We start from the raw sequence: 18,953 nt of genomic DNA, 5'->3' as shown, positions 1-18,953 counted from the left end.
TGGAGGGATTGGCATGAAAGTAGCCGTTGCCGGCGGGACCGGTTACGTGGGGCGCCTGCTCGTCGCCGCGCTGAAGGCGCGCGGAGACGAGGTCGCGCTGATTTCCCGCTCGGGAGGAGGGGCGGCTCCGGCTTCGGGACCGCGCCGGATTACGTGGACGCAGCTCGCCGCGTCGCCCGAGGTGCTGGAGGGCTTCGACGCGATCGTGAATCTGGCCGGGGAGACGATCAGCCGACGGTGGAACGAACGCGGCAAACGGGCGATTCTGCAATCGCGGCTGGATGCCGTCGATGCGCTCGCGAAAGCCGCGGCGGCGCTGAAGCGGAAACCGGGCGTCGTCGTGAACGCCTCCGGCATATCCGTCTACGGCACCGACGACAGCATCCCCCACGACGAGGAAAGCGAGGCGCGGGGAACGGATTTCCTCGCGTCCGTCGTGGAGCAGTGGGAAGCCGCCGCGGACCGCATCCCCGTCCCCCGACTCGTCAAATTGCGAATCGGTCTCGTAATCGGCCTGGAGGACGGCGCGTTTCCGAAAATGCTGCTGCCCTACCGCTTGTTCGCGGGCGGGCGGATCGGCAGCGGGAAGCAATGGATTCCGTGGATCCACGAAGAGGACATGGTGCGTCTGATCTTGTTCTGCCTCGACCGTTCCGACATCGAAGGCCCCGTCAATGCCTGCGCGCCCGAACCGTTGACGAACGACGAATTCGGACGGGCCGTCGGCGCGGCGGCCCGCAAACCGCATTGGCTCCCGCTGCCGTCGTTCGTCCTGAAAGGCGCGCTGGGGGAAATGTCCTTCCTGCTGCTCGAAGGCTCGCGCGCGATTCCGCGCAAGGCATTGGCGCACGGCTTTGCGTTCCGGTATCGGACGGCCGACGCCGCTTTGGGACAGCTGTTCGGCCGCCAGCGGAGCTAGGGCCGATCCCTGAGCCGTTAAGAGGTGCGCGGCACGCCTTGGGCGCTCGGCTAAGCCGAGCGCTCTTCGTGCTTCGCGCTTTTAGCGCCCAACTACGCTTTCATGTCCGCTCCCCGCATAACCTTTGTTAATGTCTTGCACGATACGTTTAACCCTGAATTGCTCGCAACAATATTTACTTCCGTATTAAGAGTTGTTATCCCGCCCGAAACACGTAGACCGGTCCCTGGTCGCCCGCGAGCTGCAGCTTGTCCGTATCGGCCAGCTCGTACGTCTTGTACGGCACCATGTCGCTCCCGTTCAGCGTGCTCCCGTTCCGGGAGCCCATGTCCTTGACGGACCAGCGCCCTCCGCTGGCATGCAGCTCCACATGCGCGCGGGAAATCCCCGACGAGCGGTCGATGTAATGCACGCCTTCGCGGGAGCGGCCAATGACGAATTGCTGCTGCTCGAGCGGAATCTTTTCCGCCACGCCTCCATCGTCCCGTCTTTCCAGCCATGGAATCCGCTTGTCCGTGCCGGAATCCTCCTTAGCGTCCTGTCCGAGCAGCACCGTGACATCGTCGGAACGCGGCGATTTCGCGAATGGCTGCGCGGCGCTTGAAGACGTCGCGCCGTTCCTTATGCCGTTTGCAGGCGAAGCGGTAGATAATGGGTAGCCGGAGGGCATTGCTGGCACATGCGCGATTTCGGATGAAGCCGCGACGGACAACCCGCTCCCGGACGCAGCGCCTGCTGAAGGCATGCCCCCGGTTATTAACGTAACGGGCATCGGTCCGCAATTCCGGTATGAGGCGGCTGACGCACCAAACGGCGCTTCCCGGTCTCGCGGCTCTCGCGCCTTGATCGAGACCGGTTCCTGGAGGCGGAGCTTGGCCGATTGCGGCGAATGTTTCGGGCCGGAACCGATTTGACCGGAATTCGGCACGAACGCATCCTCGGGGGTCCATTCTTTGCCGGCTCTACAATTCGCCTCGTCGGCGGAATCCGCGCTTCTTCCCGCCCGCTTCAGCAGCACGATCGCCAACGCCCCCGTCAACAGCGTCAGTCCGGCGCATAGAAGCAGATTCGTGAGCGAAGGAGAAGCCAAGTACAGGAACCGCCAGATGACGGCCGCCGCAAGAATCCATCCCGCGCCGGCCAGCCATCCCATGCGCGACGATTCTTTCGCGGCTTTCTCGGGCATTTCCGTCAATGGCAGCTCTTCTTCCGCCGGGGCATTCATCCGTTCGCGGCCAATCGCGTTATTCCAAACCGCCTCGAGCGGCGAGTGTTCGTGCTTGTCCATGAAGATGGCCGGGTTTTCGAAGGCGCTGCGTTCATCGACGGGTTCTTGCGCAACAGCCGGCGGAGCGGCGTTCTGTTCCGGCGCCGAATATCCGCGCACGTCGGCGGCCTCTCCCGTCAGGCCCGCCCGATAGCTGGACCCGAGCAGCGAAAGCAGCGTTTGCCGGAGCAGCGTCCACGAGACGAACTCGCCGCGCAAGTGCTGAAACACCTGCTGCAGGCCGAGGCCGTCCGGCTCCGCGACGGCGCCGATCCAGCGGATCGCCATCCCGAGCACCGCCTCGCCGGCCGAGTGCACCATGCGCTTGCCCCGCAGCGGTACGTAAGCGAGAACGGCATCGTCCCAGTTTTCCCCGATGAAGATGTATTGTTCATGGAGCAGGAAACACTCCGTGCGAAGCATGTAGTGCCGGCTGTCGTCCAACGCTTCGACGACGGCGAGCAGCAAGGCGTAGAACTGAAACATCGTCAACTGCTGCGTCTGCAGCCGGTGCGACAGCATCCGCCTCCCGTTCAGCGGGTAGCGGAACGTGATTCCGCCGTCGATGTCGATCCATTCGATCGGCAGCAGCTTCGGAATGCGCTGACCCTGCAGCATTTGGATTTCGACGGCGTCAAGATCGGCCCGTTCGACGCCGGACTTCAAATCCACGATCATTTCATGGCCGCGCTTCATGGCGTAATCGACCCGAAGATCGTCGAGCAGCATAGCAATCCCTCCCAGATGAAATTAAAACGGCGCCATGCACCACGCCGTAACGGCTCCCGGCAAAACCGCGATCATGAACGGAAACCGCAGGCCGCCGGAACCCGCAATATTCGTCTCCCAAGCCGCAAGCCGGGAATCCGCCGCGATGACTGAAACGGCGACGCCCAGCAGGCGCCGGGCGAAAGTCCGCTTCAGCAGCAAAAAGGCAAGGCCCAGCAGGCCGCCGTACAAAATGGCGTACATCAGCACCTGCAAAACGGCCGCTGGCCCGACGACCGCCCCCAAAGCCGCGAAAAACTTCACGTCGCCCGCACCGATGCCTTTCAGCGCGTAGAGCAGCAGCAAAGGAACCAGTCCGGCGGCCGCGCCGAGCAGCGCCTGCAGCCCTCCGTTCCAGCCGCCGGCGGCCACATGATAAACCGCCCCTGCGGCAAAGAACACGGCGTTCAGACGGTTGGGAATCGTCATCTTGCGTATGTCGCAGACGAAAGCTGCCGCGACGAAAAGCAGCGCCAAAATAGCGGTTGCCCAGCTAACCATTCTCTCCCTCCTTCGGTTTCTTCTGAACGACGAAATGCCGCGCCGCGGCTCCTCCGTCGGAGGCCGTCACGACGATTTCCCAGACGCCCGGCGTCGTGTTGCCGGACACCAGCCACGTCCATTCGGCCAGCCCCTCTCCGTCCGTGACCATATCGCCCAAGTGCTTGGCCACGCTTTGCCCGCTTTTGTACAGCACTTCAATGGACAGGCTTCGGCCCGGGCTCGTCTTCACCACCACGCGGGCTTTATGGCCCGGGCGCGCCGGCGAAGGCTCGATCAACACGATTTGGATCGGAGAATGTTCGGAATCCGGATCGCCGCCTTTCGGCGCCGGAACGGTATCCGGCGTCCAGACGCGCTCCTCCGCCCGTTCCCGCAGCACGATCGCCTTCTTCGTAAACGGGAACCCGAGCGGAAACGAATATTCCGCTTCGATCGCCAGCGTGAGGTCGGTCTTGTCCTTCAGGTCGGGAAGCGAGAGCTTCGAGAGCCGAATCCGTTCCGGATCGAGCACGGAGGCATCGGCTTCGCGACGAAGCAGCGGCTCGATGACGGGCCGGCCGACCGTCGCGGCGGCGGTGTCCCGGATCGACTTCCAATCCCCCTTCAAAGCCGCCGAAAGCAAAGGCCCCGCCGGCGACGGAAGCCACTCTTCGAGCTTATCCGCCAAGTACTCGACGGCCGGGAGCGGTTCGTCCGAAGATGAGCCGGACGATTGTCCGTTCCATGGGGATCCGGCGGCAGCCAGGCCTTCGCCCGAGGAATCGGCGGATGGATGCCCGCCGCCGGAGTTGCCGTTCCCGGTTGAATGCCCAACCGCCTCGCTGCCTGATTCCGCGCCGCCCCCCTCCGTCCCGCCGCCCGCATCCGCGTCGTTCTCGCCGGAAGCAAGCCGATTCACGGCGAGATCGATGGGATGAATATTGGCCGCCGCCTGCCGGACCGTCTGGGAGACGGCGCCGTGAAGCGCCATCTGCGCCGCGTTCAGCCGAATCAAGCAAATGAAGAAAATGATCACCATCAGCACGATTGGAAGCGTCAAGCTCGCTTCGAGCGCGATGCTGCCGGACTCGCTCCGCCATCTAGCCGTAAGAGCTGCCGATCGTCTGCGTTTTCTCATAACGGCCATCCTTAACCTTTCCGCTCAAAATCCCGGTCGCCGTGAAGCTCCTCATCAGTCCAGGCAAAAACCAAAGATTGACCGAGGACGTCATTTCGCCCGACAATCCCGTCGCGACGTTCGACAGATCCGCGCCCGTGTTATGCTCGATGACCGCGATGACGCGGGCCGTCCTTGCTTGGCCGCCGCTGCCGTGAAGCACGAGAAAGAGGCGCAAATAATCCGCATACGTCAATTCGACGGGAACGTACTTCGAGAGCTGTGCCTTTCCGGTTTCCGCCAACGCGGTCATGTCCGCGATCGATTTCTCGATGCCGTAGAGCACGGCCGCCGACAGAATCAACAGCGGGTTGCCGAGCGCGCGGCAGGCGATCAGTCCCTCCATCGTCCGTATCGCCAGCCGCGAGGCGAAAATCTCGCCGTACGCGGCGGCTATATTCGACCCCGGCTCTCCGAAACCGTACAAAATAAATTCCGTCTCCTGGTTCTCCAGCGACAGCGATTGCGCGAACGCTTCCCGGCTGCCCCCGGCGATCACTTCGCGAAGGAGCTTGGGGTCGAACCTGCTGAAACGATGCGCGACGTATTCGTTGACGTAGAGCGGATCGCGGATCCCTTGAAGCAGGTCGCCCATCCCCCCGAACATCGTCCCCATGGAGGACAGCGCGGACTTCGCCGCATCGCCTGAATCTTCCGCAGCGCTGCCGGATGGCTCGCCGTCGGAATCGCCGTCGGTTTCGGTTGCCTGATTGAACGTCAAGTTATCCGCCGCCAGCCGCTTCGCGTCCTCGAACGCTTTCCGCTGCTCCTCCGAGCCCGGCTCGGCGGACATGCCGCCGATGATCGTCTGGACTTGGCCCCACTTCGACTGTGCCGCCGCTTCGTTGGACTTGCGCTCCTCGTCCCCGGCATGCCGGCGGCGCAGCTCCTCCTGCCTTGCCTTTAGCGCCGTTCCCGGATTGCCATAGGGACGATCGTAGTCTTGAAAGGCGCGGTTCGCGCCTGCCCATGCTTGACCGAGCGCAGCGGCGCCGCCGGGCGCCCCGACGGCGGCCCGAACGGCGGCGCCGAATCCCGCGGCCGCCCCGTCCAGCCATTCAAAAGCTTCAAGCTGCCCGTTTATTTCCTCGCGGTAACGAGCGAACCAGTCCGCTTCCATCGTGAGTCCGCCGATGGACTTCCTCGTGCCGCCGAAGCCCGCGAGCTCGCCTGGCGTCATCGACGAGGCGGTCTGCCCGCCGAGCTGCGCCCCCGCGAGGTCATCGAACCCGCCGCCGTCCTGAGATTCCTCCATTCGCTTGGCCGCCTCCGCGATCGACGCGTTCAGCCGCTCCGCCGACTGCAGCTCGGACAGAGCCCGGGCGAGACCCGTCTTCAAGCGCGCCAGCTCCCCCGAAGCGGCGGAAGCCAAAGCCGCCGAGTCGTTCAGCGCGCGGCTGCGGTAGGCTTCGATGGCATCCGCGTGCGCGGGCTGCTCGTCTTCGCCGAGCGCCGCATCCTCGCGCATCCAATTCTCGTAGTCGCCGTAGCCTCCGGCGATAGTAGATGCCGCTTCGAGCTTGGATGCGATTCCGGGCAGCCGCCCGGCGCTTTCCCGCCGGATGTCCTCGACGCGTTCGAGATGCATCTCTCGTTCTTCATAGAGGTGCTTGACATCCTCCAGCGCGCCCACCGTTGCCGATGCTTCTTTCAGTGCCGAGCCCATGGGGGCGAAACGGGAGGCGATCTCCATCGTGAAATCGATCGGCGCCTTGTACTTCATTTCTTCCAGTACTTGACGGGTGAACACCGCCTGATTGCCGAGCACCTCGTACGCGTCGACGTGGGAGGCCTCCCGACGGATGCGGAGAAGCTGAAAGCCGTTCCCGTCCTCGGGCGGCCAATTATGCTCCGCGGCCTGCGCGAACAGCTCGCCGCGGTCGGAGCCGCCTGCGCCGAACAAGCCGTAACGGGTATACAGCGCGTCGTCGTAAGCCGATAAAGCCGAGCGGACCCCGGACTGCGCGGCGAGCTCGGATTGCTTGTTGAACGCGGCGATTCTGGCGTAATCGATCAGAAGCGCCGTGAACAGCAATATGGCCGCCGTAGCAACGATTAAATACAACGAGACGGATCCGTCTTCCCGCCGCCGTGCCGGATGCCGGCCCCGCCGTTTCGTCCGCATGCATGGCGGTCCGGGCCAGCCTGCCCGACGTACGTCCCTGGCCTCCCTGCTCCTAGCCATGTTCCATCCCCTGCCGCCCGATCAAGATCGCTTGCGCCTGCTTTCGCTGATCGCCGCTCATGCCGCCCTTGAACTTGCCGGCGTAATAGCGGGCCAGCTCGACGTTCCGGATCAGCTCGACGGGATCGGCGATCGAAGCGGACGCCTCCGCCGCTGGCTCCGAATGGCCCAGAAACGCCTCCAGCACCGGAATGGAGAGCGGCTGCCGCAGCTTCGCGTCCACCCGCTTCTCCAGCGTGCCGGAGTAGCGCATCGAGCCTTGGAACGGCCCTGCGACGCGGGCGCCTTCCGCCCGCATCTTGAGGACCGGCAAGGACGCGTCTTCTTCATCGCCGTCATCGCCTCCGCCAGACCCGTTCTCGCCGACGTCGATCTCGATGCCGCCCTCCCCTTCGCCGCCTGAGGCCAAATCGAACAAGGACCGCAGCGCGCCGTTATCCGTCATGCGCCAATATAAGCCGTCGTAAGTTCCGGTCGGCCCGATGCCGCTGACGGGATCGCGGGCGCTGTTGTCCCAGCGGAAAGCCGTCCGCTCCGCCGCCAGCGAAGCGCCGTGATACGCCGCGACCGTCTGGTAAACGTACATGCTCAGCATCAGCAGCGAAATCAGCGCCACGAACAACGCCGGGAACACGAGACTCGCCTCGACCGTGAAGCTGCCCTCTTCGCGCTTAAGGAGCGCCCCGAGCGGGCGATTACTTGTCATCGAAGATCCCGCTTGCCTTGTCGTCCGCGTTATCCATCAAATTTTGCAGCAAGCCGATGATCCAATCCTTGAATATCAGCGCCAAAATAATGACGACCGCTATAATGAGCACGACCTCCAGCGTCCCCAAGCCTTCCTCGTTCTTCCAAAAGCGGCGAACCGCTTGTCCCCATTTGCGCATTTCGTTTTCTCTCCCTCGATTCGAATTTCGGCCGCTACCCGCCCATCATCAGAACGGCGGGCGCCGCGACCACGACCATAAGCACGAAAAAGATGCCGACGAGCGGAAACACCAGCTTCGACGAAGCTTCTTCCCCCCGGGCGCGGACGACGGCTTTGCGCTTCTCCCACAGCGAGTAGGACAATTCCTTCAGCGAAAGCACGAGACGGTCGCCCCCGCGCCTGTAGTTCAACAGCAGCGTCGTCGTGAAAATCGAAACCTCCTGCACGCCGCAGCGCCGGCTGAACAGCTCCATCGCCCCCGCGAACGACTCCCCGTTCCGAACGGTTTCGTTCACCCGGCGCAGCTCCGCGAGCAGCGGATGACCTTCGGGCGCGCCGCTTCGTTCCGCGCAGCGGACGAGCGACCGCTGCAGCGTCTCCCCCGCGCCGAGCAGAAGCATTAATTTATTCAGCAGCTCCGGCAGCAGCAGGACGATGTCCTGTTTGCGGCGATCCAGCTTCCGGGCGACGTCCCTCCACTTCGCGGCGGGAAGAACGAAGCCGAGCAGCAGGCCGATGACCGGCATCGCGGGCTCCCCGCTCAAGACGCCGAGCCAAGCCCCCGCGCAAACCGCCGCGCAGCCCATGCCGGCGGCTTCGGCGATGTACGCCCGGCTCGCCTCGGCGGTCCAGTCGTGCCCGTGCAAGAGCAGCAGCCTTCCGTGCAGTCCCGCGGCAAGCGGCTGCATCCGGTCGAGCAGCCCGCTCCGCTGCAGCAACTGCGAAGCGGGACCCGCGATCCACCGCCGCTTCGGCTCCTTGCTCCCGCCGCCGAAACGCTCGTTCAATAAGATTCCGTAGAACCACGCTAACGTCAGGGCCGAGCCCGCCGCCCATGCTGCCACCATATGCCCATTCCCCTTACAAGCGAATATTCATGATCTTCGACATCAACGCGTAGCACAGCCCGAGCGCCAGCAAGGCGCCGGTCAGAAGGACGTAGCCGGCGCCGCTGTACAGCGGCTTCATATATTCCGGCGCGGCCAAGCTCAGAAACGCGAGAAACACGAACGGCACCGCCATCATGATCCGCGACTCGAACCGCTTTTGTGCGATCATGACCGAGATTTCCTGCTGGACTTCCAGCTTTTCGCCGATCATTTGGGACGTTCTCCGGATGACGTCCACCATGTCTCCGCCCGACCGTTTGCAGGTCGCGAAGACGTCGGCGAACTGGGCGATGTCCTCGATTTCGGCCCGCTTGCTCAAATCCGCGAGGGCGAATTCGAGCGGCTCGCCGTAGCCCATCCGGGCGGCAAGGATCTCGAACTCGGCCAGGATTTCCGTCCCCGGGCCGGGATACAGCAGCTTCAGATCCTCCTGCGCGGCCAGAAACGCGTTCTCGACGGATCGCCCGGCCGCGAGCGAGGAAGCGATGGCATACAGCGCTTCTTTAAACTGCTGCGTCAGGCGAAGCTTGCGCCGTTCCAGCAGAAACTTACGGTACAGCCGCGGAGCCGCGATGCCGATGGCCGCCAATAGAAGCGCGGCCGGCGCCGAGCGATAGAATAAGTACGCCGCCATGAAGACGGCCGCGCCGCCGGTGAGGGCCGCCGCCGCGAACTGCCGCTTGGTCAGCCGGTAATCGCCATAGCGGACCAAGCCTTCGGAGGACCGGGCGCGCGCCTTCGCGGCTTCCGCGTCCGGCCACGCGAACCAATCCGGCCAATCCCGCCGAGGCCGATCCCGGCTCTTCTTGTTCTTCACGCCCGCTCGCCCCCCATCGTCTCCGGCATGCCTGCCATCTTCAGCTTCCATGTGCGCGACAGGCCGTTCCCGCAGCGCTTCAACCCGCCGATGACGCGGCCGTTCCGCTCGCCCTCTTCCTCGAAGCGGAACAGCGGCGAGACGGCGACCTCGCCCCCGGCCATCCCGGTCACCTCGCAAATCTCCGTCACGCGCCGGGACCGGTCGCGCAGCCGGGCGAGATGCACGATGACGTCGATGGCCGAAGCGATCTGCTGGCGGATTACCGCGACCGGCAGGTCCGCGCCGCCAAGCGCCATCGTCTCGAGACGGGCGATCATGTCGCGGGCGCTGTTGGCGTGGCCCGTGGACAAGCTCCCGTCGTGCCCGGTATTCATGGCCTGCAGCATATCGATCGCTTCGCCGCCCCGCACTTCCCCGACGATGATCCGGTTCGGCCGCATCCGCAGCGAAGCCCGAATCAGCTCCCGCATCGAAATCGTTCCCTTCCCTTCGGTATTGGCGTTGCGCGTCTCCAGCGAGACGAGGTTCGGCACGGACACGATGCGCAGCTCCGCGGCGTCCTCGATCGTGACGATCCGCTCGTCCTCGGGGATGAACTGGGACAAGGCGTTCAGGAACGTCGTCTTCCCCGATCCCGTTCCGCCGCTGATGAAGACGTTGTACTTCGCCTTGACCAGCTTCTCGAGCAGCGCGGCGGCCTCGTCCGGAATGGCGCCGAACGCGACCAGGTCCTTCATAAGCAGCGGCTTCTCCGGGAATTTACGGATCGTCATCGTCGGTCCCTTCAGCGCGACCGGAGGCAGCACGACGTGCACGCGCGAGCCGTCCTTCAGCCGGGCGTCGACGATCGGCGTCGATTCGTTGACGACGCGGTTCACCCCGGCCACGACGGACTGAATCAGATCCTCCAGCCGCTCGCGGCTCTCGAAGGCGAACGGCAGCCGCTCGAGCCGGCCGTCCCGTTCGACGAACAGCTCCTCGTGGCCGTTGATCATGATCTCCGTCACGGCGGGATCGTCCATCAGCGGCTGAATCAGGTCCAGGCCGCGAAAAGCGTGAAACAGCCGGCGAACCAGCTGCACCTTCTCGCCGGCGGGAAGCGGGTGATCGGCGCACCAGCGGAATACGGCGGCCTCGATCCGCGCTTTAAGCTCCGCGTCCGTCAGCGCGCTGTCGAGCTCAAGCTGGCCGCGGATGCGTTCCTTCAGGAGCTGCACCGTTTCTTCGTTCATCCCAACCGCCTCCTCACGCGATCCCGAGCCTGCGGATGAGCGTCTCGACGGCTCCGCGGTAATGGGGGGCCATCGCCCCGGTGCCGCTCAAATGCCCGCCGCTCGCCCATTCCTCGACGTACGGGAGCACCGCGTCGATCCGCAGGTTCCGTCCGCCGTACACGGCCGGTTCGCGGGACGATCCGCCGACCTGGACGAACCGGAACTTGGGCCGCTGGGACGCGAACGCGTCGCCGAACTTCCGCTCGCCGTAGTCCAGCGCGAGCTCGTTCTTGCGCAGGCTGGCGGCATCCGGCGTCATCAGCCACAGCACGGCGTCGCACGCTTCGAAAACGCCGGCGTGCAGCGCGTCGAGCCTGCAGTCCAAGTCGACGGCGATGCAGCCGTATTCGCCCGTGCCGGCGATCGAGGCGATCAGCCGCTTCGCCTGCTCCGCGCCGAGCGCCAGCCGCTCGTCCGGATTGTCGCTCGCCGCGATCATGTCCAAGCCGAGCGACGGATGCCTCCTTCGCAGCGCGGCGACGGCGGACGCGCCTTGCCCGGAATCGGACTGCAGCGCGTAGAGCAGCTTCGCCAGGTCCCCGCCTCCGTCGTCGTCGGCGGGCCAGGAGGCGTTCCACTGCTCGAGGTTCAAATAGAAGCTCGGCGCGCCGAGAATGCCGGCCTGCTTGGCCGCTTGCATCGCCAGCGTCGTCTTGCCCGTGCCGCCGGAAGCCGAATAGACCGCGACGACGGCGGGTCCTTTGCCCTCGCGGACGGGCTTCGGCAAGCGATTGCCGCCCGCGGCGTACAGCGCGGCGAACGCCTGCAGCAGCTGCGGCAGCGGCTGAAACTGCAGCACCTCCTGCCCGTGCCGGGACTGGCCGAGAAATTCGACGAGCGCCGCCACCGGAAGATCGGCGGGCAGTTCGCCCAGCTCGCCCAGCATGGCGGGCTGGGCGGCCAGCAAGTCGATTGCGTAGCCGCCGCGGATGAAGCCGCGAAGCGCCGCGGGATTCGTGAACGCCGTCAGCTGCCAGCTCTCGCCGAACGCGGAATCGCGGAGATAGTCCGCGAACCTCTCGACGTACTCGCCTTCCTTGACCGCCACGATCAAATGTCGTTTGCTCATGATGACGATTGCCACTCTCCTTCGAGGATGAAACGAACGCAAAAAAGCACCGTAACGTCGCAGAACTGCTGCGCGTTACGGTGCTTCCGTAGCGTAAGATGGGTTGATTTGACCATAATTTACCACGGACATACGTTCGGAGTCAACTTTTTTCTTAGGCTATCGGAACCAGAATTCTGACAACAAAATTAGTTGCTTATCTTTTGTAAGTTAATTATAATGACTATACCGACAGCACAAGAGATGCTTTGCGCATCATCCTTCGTATAAATACAAGTATTCCAATTGGAGAGGGAGAACTTATCTATGAGCCGAATCGATACGACCGCCAACCTGACGGCCGAAGAAGTCATGCGCGCGCGCGCGTCCGTGCGCCAATACAAACGCGACGTCGCGATCCCGCAAGAAACGCTGAACGAAATCCTGGAGCTGGCCGCGGCCGCGCCATCCTCGTGGAACCTGCAGCAATGGCGTTTTCTCGTGATTCAGAAGCAAGAGCAGAAGGACCTGATCCTTCCGATCGCTTACGGGCAAAAGCAAGTGTCCGACGCGTCCGCCGTCGTCGTGGTGCTCGGCGACCTGCAGGCGCACGTCACGGGCCGCGAAATCTATGAAGCCGCCGCGCGCGACGGCTACGTGCCGAAAGACGTGGCCGACAACCTGATCAAGCAAATCGAAGGGGCGTACGGAATCGAGCAAATCGCGCGCGACGAAGCGAACAAAAACGCCGGCCTGGCGGCCATGCAGCTGATGCTGGCGGCCAAAGCGAAAGGCTACGACACCGTGCCGATGGGCGGCTTCGACAAAGCGAAGCTTGTCGAAGCGCTGAACATTCCGCCTCGCTATATCCCGGTCATGATGATCCCGATCGGCGAAGCGGCGACGCCTGCTCGTCCGTCCGGCCGCCTGCCGCTCAGCCAGCTCGTCATCAACGAGTCGTTCTAATTCGAACCGGTCCAAACGCGCTACCCCATAACCCTTTATATAACGAAAGCCCTCCGATCCCGAATCCGGGACCGCGAGGGCTTTCCCTTGTTTCCGCCGCGTGTTCCGAACACTTCGGCAAACCGCCGTTTCGCGTCGAACCCGGCGGTCAATGGACCGTATGCTCGCCGCCGTGCGCTTCGTCGAGCCCCGCCAGCCAGCCGGCGCGGAGATCGTCGGCCGTCCGGCCGAAAAACAGGCCGATCTCCCGCTCCGCGCTTGCCGCCGAATCCGAGCCGTGCACGATGTTGCCCGCGATATCCATCGCGAAATCGCCGCGGAGCGTACCCGGCGCCGCTTCGACGGGATTCGTTTTCCCGATCAGGGCGCGGGCGTTCTCGACCGCGTGCTCGCCCTGCCAGATCATGGCGCACACGGGTCCCGACGTCAGATACGCGACAAGCTCGCCGAAGAACGGTTTCGCCCGCAGCTCCCCGTAATGCCGCTCCGCCAGGGCGCGGTCGATCGTCAGCATTTCGATGGCCGCCAGCTTGAAGCCCTTCTGCTCGAAGCGGGACACGATCGCGCCGATCAGCCCCCGCCGGACCCCGTCCGGTTTTACCATCACAAACGTCTGCTCTTGCTGCTGCATGCCAACCTCTCCTTCCGTGGTCGTCCGCCTCGCCGACGATGATTGATTTGCCCGATCGATCCGAAGATCGAACATGCGGCATTCATCCGATATACGCGCGAAGGGACAGAAAAACGGCGCCGACGCCCTCGCGGGCCGCACCGTTCCTTCTCTGCCTAGTATGCCACGCCAAGGGAGCTTTCATTCCTCCGCCGCGATGCCAGAACTTGCCTGAAGTCAATCCTCCGTAGCCTTACGCTTCGGTCAGCGCCAGGAACGCGTCCACGTCCGCCAGCAGCAGCGCCACCGCTTCGCGCCAGAAGCCCGGTTCCTCGAGCCGCACGCCCAGATGCTTCGCGGCCAGCTCTTCGACCGTCATGAGGCCCGTGTCCCGCAGCAGGGCCACGTACTTGTCCGCGAACGTCGCGCCTTCCTTCTTGGCGATGGCGTAGATGCCGCCGCTGAACAGATAGCCGAACGTGTACGGGAAATTGTAGAACGGCACGTCCGTCAAGTAAAAATGCAGCTTCGACGCCCAGAAATGCGGATGCAGCTCGCCCAGCGCGCCGCTGAAGGCCTCCCGCTGCGCGTCCGCCATCAGCGCGCTCAATTCCTCGTGGCTGACCATGCCTTCGCGGCGCTTCTCGTAGAACCGGTTCTCGAAAATAAACCGCGTGTGAATGTTCATGAAGAACGCCACGGCGTTCTGCAGCTTCTCGTCGAGCAGCGCCAGCTTCTCTTCGCGGTCCGTCGCCGCTTCCAGCGCGGAATCCGCCACGATCATCTCGGCGAACGTCGACGCGGTCTCCGCCACGTTCATCGCGTACTCCTGCGCCAGCGGCGGCAGGTCGTTCATGACGTGCTGGTGATAGGCGTGGCCGAGCTCGTGCGCCAGCGTCGAGACGTTGTCCGGCGTGCCGGAGTACGTCATGAAGATGCGCGTCTGCTCGCTCTTCGGGAACGCCGTGCAGAAGCCGCCGGGCCGTTTGCCGGGGCGGTCCTCCGCCTCGATCCACGCGTCGCGGAACGCCATTTCCGTAAACGCCGCCAGGTCCGGGCTGAACGCGCCGAACTGCGCCTTGATGAGCGCGGCCGCTTCGTCGTACGACACCTTCTTCTCGACTTGGCCGAGCGGCGCGTGGACGTCGTGCCAATCGAGCTTGTCCAGGCCGAGCAGCTTCGCCTTGCGCTCCAGGTAGCGCACGAGCTTCGGCTTGCCCTCCGCGACCGCCGCCCACATCGCGTCCAGCGTCGCGGCGGTCATCCGGTTCATGTCGAGCGGCTCCATCAGCACGCGATCCCAGCCGCGCTTGCCGTAGAGCTTCAGGCGGAAACCGGCGATGCGGTTCAGCGTATCGGCGCACAGATCCGCCTGCTCGCCCCAGCCGCGTTCCCATTCTTGAAAGGCGGTCTCGCGCACGGAACGGTCGCTGTTCGACAGGCGGTTGAACATTTGCCCCGCGGACAGCGCCTTCGCGGTGCCGTCCTCTTCCGTCACGTCGAAGCGGATGCGCGAGACGATCGTGTTATAGAAGTCGCCCCAGCCGTGATAGCCGTCGACCGCCAGCTCGCCGGCCAGCGCCTCCTGCTCCGGCGGCAGCTTCTCCTTCGCCGCTTCGCGGCGCTCGTTCAGCACGAACGCGACCTGCGCCGCGTCGCCGTCCTTCAGCCACGCCTCCCACGACGCGCCGTCGACGCGCAGCAGCTGCTCGTCGTAGCGGGTCAGCGCGGAATTGAACTTCGCGGACATCGTCTTCACGCGGTCGTTCAGGCCGTTCGCGGCGGCGTCCTTCATCTGCTGCGCCTGCAGGCAGGAGACGAACGAATCGGATTGGCGCAGCCGCAGCAGAATCGACTGCACCGCGGCCGTCCAGGCGCTCAGCTGCGGCCCGTTCGGCGCGGCGTCCGCCGGCAGCGCGGCAAGCTCGCCGGCCAGCGCCTCGATGTCGCGTTCCATGCCGGCCAGTTCCGCCAGAAAAGCCGCGGAACCCGAGCCGCCCGGATAAATCGCGTCCAAGTCCCAAGTCATCGGATAAGAGGTTGTCATTGGGGGTGCCTCCTCGAATAAGTTCGTATTGTCTACCATGTCGTAAAACCAAGCCGGACAAGGCCCTTTCGTCCAAACGGCCTCGGGCGCCCGGCCGGACCGGACTCGCGCGGGGACGCGGCTTTTCGGCATCCGCCTTGCGTCATCCGCCCGAAACCGAGGCCGTCCCGCATTGCGCAACGAAGCGCATCGGTGTATAACTGATTATAACGGCAAGGGCCGTCCTTTTACCAATCCTACGCAGACAAGCCTTCCGTTCCTACGATCAGATCGACAAAGGAGTTGACGAAGATGTCCCAACCGCTGCAGCTGTCCCCCGAGACGGCCGTGAAGCTGGCCAAGGAATTGAATGTTCCGCTGGAGCATCTCATGCATATGCCGAAGCATATTTTGCTGCAAAAAATCGCCGAGCTGGTGAAGGCCGACGCCAAGGCCGCGGGCGGCGACGGCGCCGAAGGAGACGGCAAACCGTGATTCCCTTCGAGCGCGCCTGGCCTTACGACGTCTTCATGAAGGACGTATACGTCGCCTCCTGCCCGTTCTGCGGGCAAGACAACGTCCTGCTCCCGATGCGGCCGAAGGAGCTGGCCGAAATCCGCGGCGGCAAAAAGAAGCTGCTCGTCTTTCCCTGCTGCCATAATAAAGTGACCGTCCTAGACACGGACCAGGACTACCTGTTGACGGACACCGTGCTGCGCCGCGCCTGAACCGCGCCTGCCGGCCGCGGCCGCATTCGATCGGCCGGACGCGCATAGCCAGCGGGCCCCGCCGGCCGAACCCTTCCGTACGAACGGCGAAGAAGCCGCCCGGACTCCCAAGTCCGGGCGGCTTCTTCGTCTTGCCGCTACGCGATGTCGGCGGCCGTATCCTCGCCGAGGCCCGTCTGTTCCTCGCGGATCAGCTGCCACTGCTCGCGGCTCGCGCGAATCATCGCGGCGTCGGTGATCTTCTTGTCGTTCACGACGCGGGAGAACCAGCGGACGGCGTCCCGCGGCTCGCCGAGGCGCCGGTGCAGCTCCCCGATCAAATACATCAGCTTGGCGTTGTTGAGCGAGACGCCTTCCGTCTCGAACACGGCGACGTACGCGTCCAGGGCGTAGCGCAGGAAGCGCCGCTCCTGCCCGGCGTTCCCCGCCGAGCGGTACAGCCAGGCGAGATGATGAAGAATGCCCGCCACCACCCGCTCCTTCTCGCCGACGATGCCCGCGCACAGCAGCGCGAGCTTGAAGCAATCCGCCGCCTGCTCCCGCGTCCGGCTGCCGCCGTAATCCCGGCGCGTCCAGCGCGAGCCGATCCGCTCGTAGTACAGCTCCCGCTTGGCGTCCGTCATGGCCGCCGCGCCGTTCTCCGTCGTCGCGAAGCCGCAGCCCGGGCAGACGAAGACGACGTAATAATCCGGGTTAACGTCGCTCTTGTACGCGGCTTGAAAGTCGGTTTCCCGGCTGTCCGCTTTCTTGAAGCTGGGACGAACGCGCGACGTTTGAAAGGAAGCACCGCAGCAGGGGCAGGTTTTGGCGGTCGAGTATAGCGGCTCCAGTTCCATTCGTCATCACGTCTCCAGATCGTTTAGGGTTGGTTGATAAAATGATGCGCCGGCCCCGAGAGCCGGTCCACGATGATCGCCTGCAGCTCCTGCGGCAGATCCGTCCCGGCCAGCGCCTCCCGCATGCATCCCAGCCAAGCCTCGGCGCGTTCCGGCGTAATGGGGAACGGCAGATGTCTGGCGCGCATCATGGGATGGCCGTACTCGTCCGAATACAGAGGGGGACCGCCGAAGAACTGCGACAGAAACAGCGTTTGCCGGTCCATGACGGGATCGATGTCGGCCGGAAACAGCGGTCCGATCAGCGGATTGCGCTGCACCTTGGGATAAAAGGCCTCCACGATCCGCCTGATTCCCGCGACGCCTCCGACGGCTTCGAAAATAGTGCTATGGTTATTCATCGTCATCTTCATCTCCGTTTTTTAGGTCTTTGGGATTAGTATAACAAACTTTTCGGTCTTTCGGCCGGGACGAAAACATCAAAAAAATGCCCTCTCGCAAGAGGGCATTGCGGCGTAGTATGAAACTTTTGAACGACGGATCAACTCTCGTAATCCTCTTCCCCGGGAGCCACCAGCGACTCGCGGATGACGTAAACGAAGGCGCAGACAAGAATGCCGGCTAGAATACTCATACCCATCACCTCTAGCGTTTGTCTTACTCCGATTGTACCATATCGCAACCAAAAAGACAGCAGGTTTTGCAAGCGTTCTCAAAAAAATATTTTTGCGCAAAACCGGCATTTTCAGGGCTTTTCCGGACGAGGTCCCCGGGGACAAGTGATGATTGTCCGCGCCGGAACATATAGCAGTAGTAGGTCCGATTCCATTCGTCCATAGGAGGGAACTCCCTTTGCATATCGTCCGGTTCCTGCTTCGTCCGTCCGTCGTTCCCGCCTGGTCGACGGCCCTGCTCGCGCTGCTGCTCGCGGCCTTTCCCGCCCAGGCGTTCGAGGCGTCCCTCCGGGGGCTCTCGATCTGGTGGGAGGTGCTGTTCCCGGCGCTCTTCCCCTTCTTCGTCATCTCCGAGCTGCTGCTCGGCTTCGGCATCGTCCACTTCTTCGGCAAAATGCTGGATCCGTTCATGCGGCCCCTCTTTCGCATCCCGGGCATCGGCGGCTTCGTCGTCACCATGGGCTACGCGTCGGGCTATCCCGTCGGGGCGCGGCTGACCGCCCAGCTCTGGGAGCAGCGGCTCATCAACCGCGCCGAGGGCGAGCGGCTCGTGGCTTTCACGACGACCTCGGACCCGATCTTCCTGATCGGCGCCGTGTCGGTCGGGTTCTTCCACAGCGCCGCGCTCGCGCCCGTGCTGGCCGCGGCGCATTACGGCGGCGGCCTGATCATCGGGCTGCTGATGCGGTTCCACGACCGCCATGCGCCGGCCAGCGCCGAGGCGAAGGCGGCGGCTCCCCGCGGATGGAAGCGCGGACGGTTCGCCGAAGCGATCCGGGCCATGCACGAGGCGCGCATGCTGGACGGCCGCTCGCTCGGCACGCTGCTGCAGGATTCGGTACAAGCCGCGCTGCGCCTCATGATCGTCGTCGGCGGCCTCGTCGTCGTGTTCTCCGTCGTCATGGAGCTGCTCCGCCAGACCGGGGGCATCGGGGTGCTTGCCGCCGCGGTACGCCTGCTGCTCGGGTTCGCGGGCGTGCCGGCCGCGCTGTCCGACGCCGTCGTGAGCGGCCTCTTCGAGGTGACGCTCGGCGCGCGCGCCGCGGGCGGAGCCGCGGGCAGCGGGCTCATGCACCAGGCGGCGATCGCCGCGTTCGTGCTCTCCTGGGCCGGCTTGTCCGTCCACGCCCAGGTCGCCAGCCTGCTTAGCCGCACGGACCTCCGCTATAAGCCTTTTCTCCTGGCCCGCCTGCTGCACGGCTTCATCGCCGCCGCGCTTATTTACGCGCTTTGGGGATGGCTCGGACCGGCCGCGTAACGTTGTGTTCGGCCCCGTTTTCGGCTATGATGCAAGAAGAAACCGGCTGACGCGCCCCGAAGCGGCCGCCGCCCGAACGCGGCGCGGACCGTCTCT

General features: G+C 64.2%; 19 protein-coding genes. 5 read left to right on the top strand and 14 right to left on the bottom strand.

Annotated features, from left to right (window positions below; all coding sequences use genetic code 11):
* Nucleotides 1-13: 13 nt before the first annotated feature.
* On the top strand, nt 14-919 hold the full coding sequence (locus tag BMZ79_RS14405) for a TIGR01777 family oxidoreductase (protein ID WP_090641203.1): 906 nt from the start codon (nt 14-16) through the stop codon (nt 917-919).
* A gap of 196 nt (nt 920-1,115) precedes the next feature.
* Here the strand turns inward: BMZ79_RS14405 and BMZ79_RS14400 are convergent, their stop codons facing one another.
* Genes BMZ79_RS14400 through BMZ79_RS14355 form a run of 10 tightly spaced genes read right to left on the bottom strand, consistent with a single transcriptional unit; the run spans nt 1,116 to nt 11,780 of the window.
* A complete protein-coding gene (locus BMZ79_RS14400; RefSeq protein WP_090641201.1) occupies nt 1,116-2,915 on the bottom strand; it encodes a DUF6382 domain-containing protein in 1,800 nt (599 codons plus the stop codon).
* Between the two features lie 21 nt (nt 2,916-2,936).
* Nucleotides 2,937-3,455 carry an A24 family peptidase gene (locus BMZ79_RS14395; protein WP_090641199.1) on the bottom strand — a complete coding sequence of 173 codons (519 nt, stop codon included), beginning with the start codon at nt 3,453-3,455 and terminating at the stop codon, nt 2,937-2,939.
* Nucleotides 3,448-4,575: a TadE/TadG family type IV pilus assembly protein gene (locus tag BMZ79_RS14390; protein WP_143088957.1), complete on the bottom strand. Its 1,128-nt coding sequence runs from the start codon at nt 4,573-4,575 to the stop codon at nt 3,448-3,450. Before BMZ79_RS14390 ends, BMZ79_RS14395 begins: the two co-directional genes overlap by 8 nt.
* Nucleotides 4,538-6,739 (bottom strand): hypothetical protein, encoded by a 2,202-nt coding sequence (locus BMZ79_RS14385; protein WP_090641196.1) that lies wholly within the window; start codon nt 6,737-6,739, stop codon nt 4,538-4,540. The genes BMZ79_RS14390 and BMZ79_RS14385 overlap by 38 nt, the downstream gene beginning before the upstream one ends.
* A 52-nt stretch (nt 6,740-6,791) precedes the next feature.
* A complete protein-coding gene (locus BMZ79_RS14380) occupies nt 6,792-7,505 on the bottom strand; it encodes a TadE/TadG family type IV pilus assembly protein (RefSeq protein WP_090641194.1) in 714 nt (237 codons plus the stop codon).
* Entirely contained in the window at nt 7,495-7,686 is a 192-nt protein-coding gene (locus BMZ79_RS14375; protein ID WP_090641191.1) for a Flp1 family type IVb pilin, read from the bottom strand. The genes BMZ79_RS14380 and BMZ79_RS14375 overlap by 11 nt, the downstream gene beginning before the upstream one ends.
* 34 nt (nt 7,687-7,720) lie before the next feature.
* The gene (locus tag BMZ79_RS14370; protein ID WP_090641187.1) at nt 7,721-8,575 is read right to left on the bottom strand and encodes a type II secretion system F family protein; all 855 of its coding nucleotides are present in this window, start codon (nt 8,573-8,575) and stop codon (nt 7,721-7,723) included.
* 13 nt (nt 8,576-8,588) lie between these two features.
* Complete coding sequence (locus tag BMZ79_RS14365) at nt 8,589-9,434, bottom strand: type II secretion system F family protein (RefSeq protein ID WP_256252741.1); 846 nt, start codon at nt 9,432-9,434, stop codon at nt 8,589-8,591.
* A complete protein-coding gene (locus BMZ79_RS14360; protein ID WP_090641184.1) occupies nt 9,431-10,669 on the bottom strand; it encodes a TadA family conjugal transfer-associated ATPase in 1,239 nt (412 codons plus the stop codon). Before BMZ79_RS14360 ends, BMZ79_RS14365 begins: the two co-directional genes overlap by 4 nt.
* 13 nt (nt 10,670-10,682) lie before the next feature.
* Nucleotides 10,683-11,780: a P-loop NTPase family protein gene (locus BMZ79_RS14355; RefSeq protein ID WP_143088956.1), complete on the bottom strand. Its 1,098-nt coding sequence runs from the start codon at nt 11,778-11,780 to the stop codon at nt 10,683-10,685.
* Nucleotides 11,781-12,095: 315 nt separating this feature from the next.
* Between BMZ79_RS14355 and BMZ79_RS14350 the strand changes: the two genes are divergently transcribed.
* Nucleotides 12,096-12,725 carry a nitroreductase family protein gene (locus BMZ79_RS14350; protein WP_371263725.1) on the top strand — a complete coding sequence of 210 codons (630 nt, stop codon included), beginning with the start codon at nt 12,096-12,098 and terminating at the stop codon, nt 12,723-12,725.
* Nucleotides 12,726-12,873: 148 nt separating this feature from the next.
* On the opposite strand, the gene ndk is transcribed toward BMZ79_RS14350, so the two are convergent.
* On the bottom strand, nt 12,874-13,356 hold the full coding sequence (gene ndk, locus BMZ79_RS14345; RefSeq protein ID WP_090641178.1) for a nucleoside-diphosphate kinase: 483 nt from the start codon (nt 13,354-13,356) through the stop codon (nt 12,874-12,876).
* Nucleotides 13,357-13,588: 232 nt separating this feature from the next.
* On the bottom strand, nt 13,589-15,382 hold the full coding sequence (locus BMZ79_RS14340) for a M3 family oligoendopeptidase (protein ID WP_090641176.1): 1,794 nt from the start codon (nt 15,380-15,382) through the stop codon (nt 13,589-13,591).
* 291 nt (nt 15,383-15,673) lie between these two features.
* Between BMZ79_RS14340 and BMZ79_RS14335 the strand changes: the two genes are divergently transcribed.
* Both BMZ79_RS14335 and BMZ79_RS14330 read left to right on the top strand, forming a co-directional pair.
* Nucleotides 15,674-15,856: a YycC family protein gene (locus tag BMZ79_RS14335; protein ID WP_090641174.1), complete on the top strand. Its 183-nt coding sequence runs from the start codon at nt 15,674-15,676 to the stop codon at nt 15,854-15,856.
* Nucleotides 15,853-16,089 (top strand): hypothetical protein, encoded by a 237-nt coding sequence (locus tag BMZ79_RS14330; RefSeq protein WP_090641172.1) that lies wholly within the window; start codon nt 15,853-15,855, stop codon nt 16,087-16,089. The genes BMZ79_RS14335 and BMZ79_RS14330 overlap by 4 nt, the downstream gene beginning before the upstream one ends.
* A gap of 137 nt (nt 16,090-16,226) precedes the next feature.
* On the opposite strand, the gene BMZ79_RS14325 is transcribed toward BMZ79_RS14330, so the two are convergent.
* Nucleotides 16,227-16,925 (bottom strand): DUF2225 domain-containing protein, encoded by a 699-nt coding sequence (locus tag BMZ79_RS14325; protein ID WP_090641170.1) that lies wholly within the window; start codon nt 16,923-16,925, stop codon nt 16,227-16,229.
* 23 nt (nt 16,926-16,948) lie between these two features.
* Nucleotides 16,949-17,332 carry a globin domain-containing protein gene (locus tag BMZ79_RS14320; protein WP_371263724.1) on the bottom strand — a complete coding sequence of 128 codons (384 nt, stop codon included), beginning with the start codon at nt 17,330-17,332 and terminating at the stop codon, nt 16,949-16,951.
* Between the two features lie 451 nt (nt 17,333-17,783).
* Between BMZ79_RS14320 and ylbJ the strand changes: the two genes are divergently transcribed.
* The gene (gene ylbJ, locus BMZ79_RS14315) at nt 17,784-18,857 is read left to right on the top strand and encodes a sporulation integral membrane protein YlbJ (RefSeq protein ID WP_090641563.1); all 1,074 of its coding nucleotides are present in this window, start codon (nt 17,784-17,786) and stop codon (nt 18,855-18,857) included.
* Nucleotides 18,858-18,953: the final 96 nt, after the last annotated feature.

The sequence above is a fragment of the Paenibacillus sp. UNC496MF genome (genome assembly GCF_900113915.1).
GTDB classification, from domain to species: Bacteria; Bacillota; Bacilli; order Paenibacillales; family Paenibacillaceae; genus Paenibacillus_Z; species Paenibacillus_Z artemisiicola.
This window is presented reverse-complemented; position numbering and strand designations above follow the sequence as displayed.

Coding starts and splice junctions, on each gene's coding strand:
- BMZ79_RS14405 (WP_090641203.1), top strand. CDS start 14: ATGAAAGTAGCCGTTGCCGGCGGGACCGGTTACGTGGGGCGCCTGCTC.
- BMZ79_RS14400 (WP_090641201.1), bottom strand. CDS start 2,915: ATGCTGCTCGACGATCTTCGGGTCGATTACGCCATGAAGCGCGGCCAT.
- BMZ79_RS14395 (WP_090641199.1), bottom strand. CDS start 3,455: ATGGTTAGCTGGGCAACCGCTATTTTGGCGCTGCTTTTCGTCGCGGCA.
- BMZ79_RS14390 (WP_143088957.1), bottom strand. CDS start 4,575: ATGAGAAAACGCAGACGATCGGCAGCTCTTACGGCTAGATGGCGGAGC.
- BMZ79_RS14385 (WP_090641196.1), bottom strand. CDS start 6,739: ATGCGGACGAAACGGCGGGGCCGGCATCCGGCACGGCGGCGGGAAGAC.
- BMZ79_RS14380 (WP_090641194.1), bottom strand. CDS start 7,505: ATGACAAGTAATCGCCCGCTCGGGGCGCTCCTTAAGCGCGAAGAGGGC.
- BMZ79_RS14375 (WP_090641191.1), bottom strand. CDS start 7,686: ATGCGCAAATGGGGACAAGCGGTTCGCCGCTTTTGGAAGAACGAGGAA.
- BMZ79_RS14370 (WP_090641187.1), bottom strand. CDS start 8,575: ATGGTGGCAGCATGGGCGGCGGGCTCGGCCCTGACGTTAGCGTGGTTC.
- BMZ79_RS14360 (WP_090641184.1), bottom strand. CDS start 10,669: ATGAACGAAGAAACGGTGCAGCTCCTGAAGGAACGCATCCGCGGCCAG.
- BMZ79_RS14355 (WP_143088956.1), bottom strand. CDS start 11,780: ATGAGCAAACGACATTTGATCGTGGCGGTCAAGGAAGGCGAGTACGTC.
- ndk (WP_090641178.1), bottom strand. CDS start 13,356: ATGCAGCAGCAAGAGCAGACGTTTGTGATGGTAAAACCGGACGGGGTC.
- BMZ79_RS14340 (WP_090641176.1), bottom strand. CDS start 15,382: ATGACAACCTCTTATCCGATGACTTGGGACTTGGACGCGATTTATCCG.
- BMZ79_RS14335 (WP_090641174.1), top strand. CDS start 15,674: ATGTCCCAACCGCTGCAGCTGTCCCCCGAGACGGCCGTGAAGCTGGCC.
- BMZ79_RS14325 (WP_090641170.1), bottom strand. CDS start 16,925: ATGGAACTGGAGCCGCTATACTCGACCGCCAAAACCTGCCCCTGCTGC.
- BMZ79_RS14320 (WP_371263724.1), bottom strand. CDS start 17,332: ATGACGATGAATAACCATAGCACTATTTTCGAAGCCGTCGGAGGCGTC.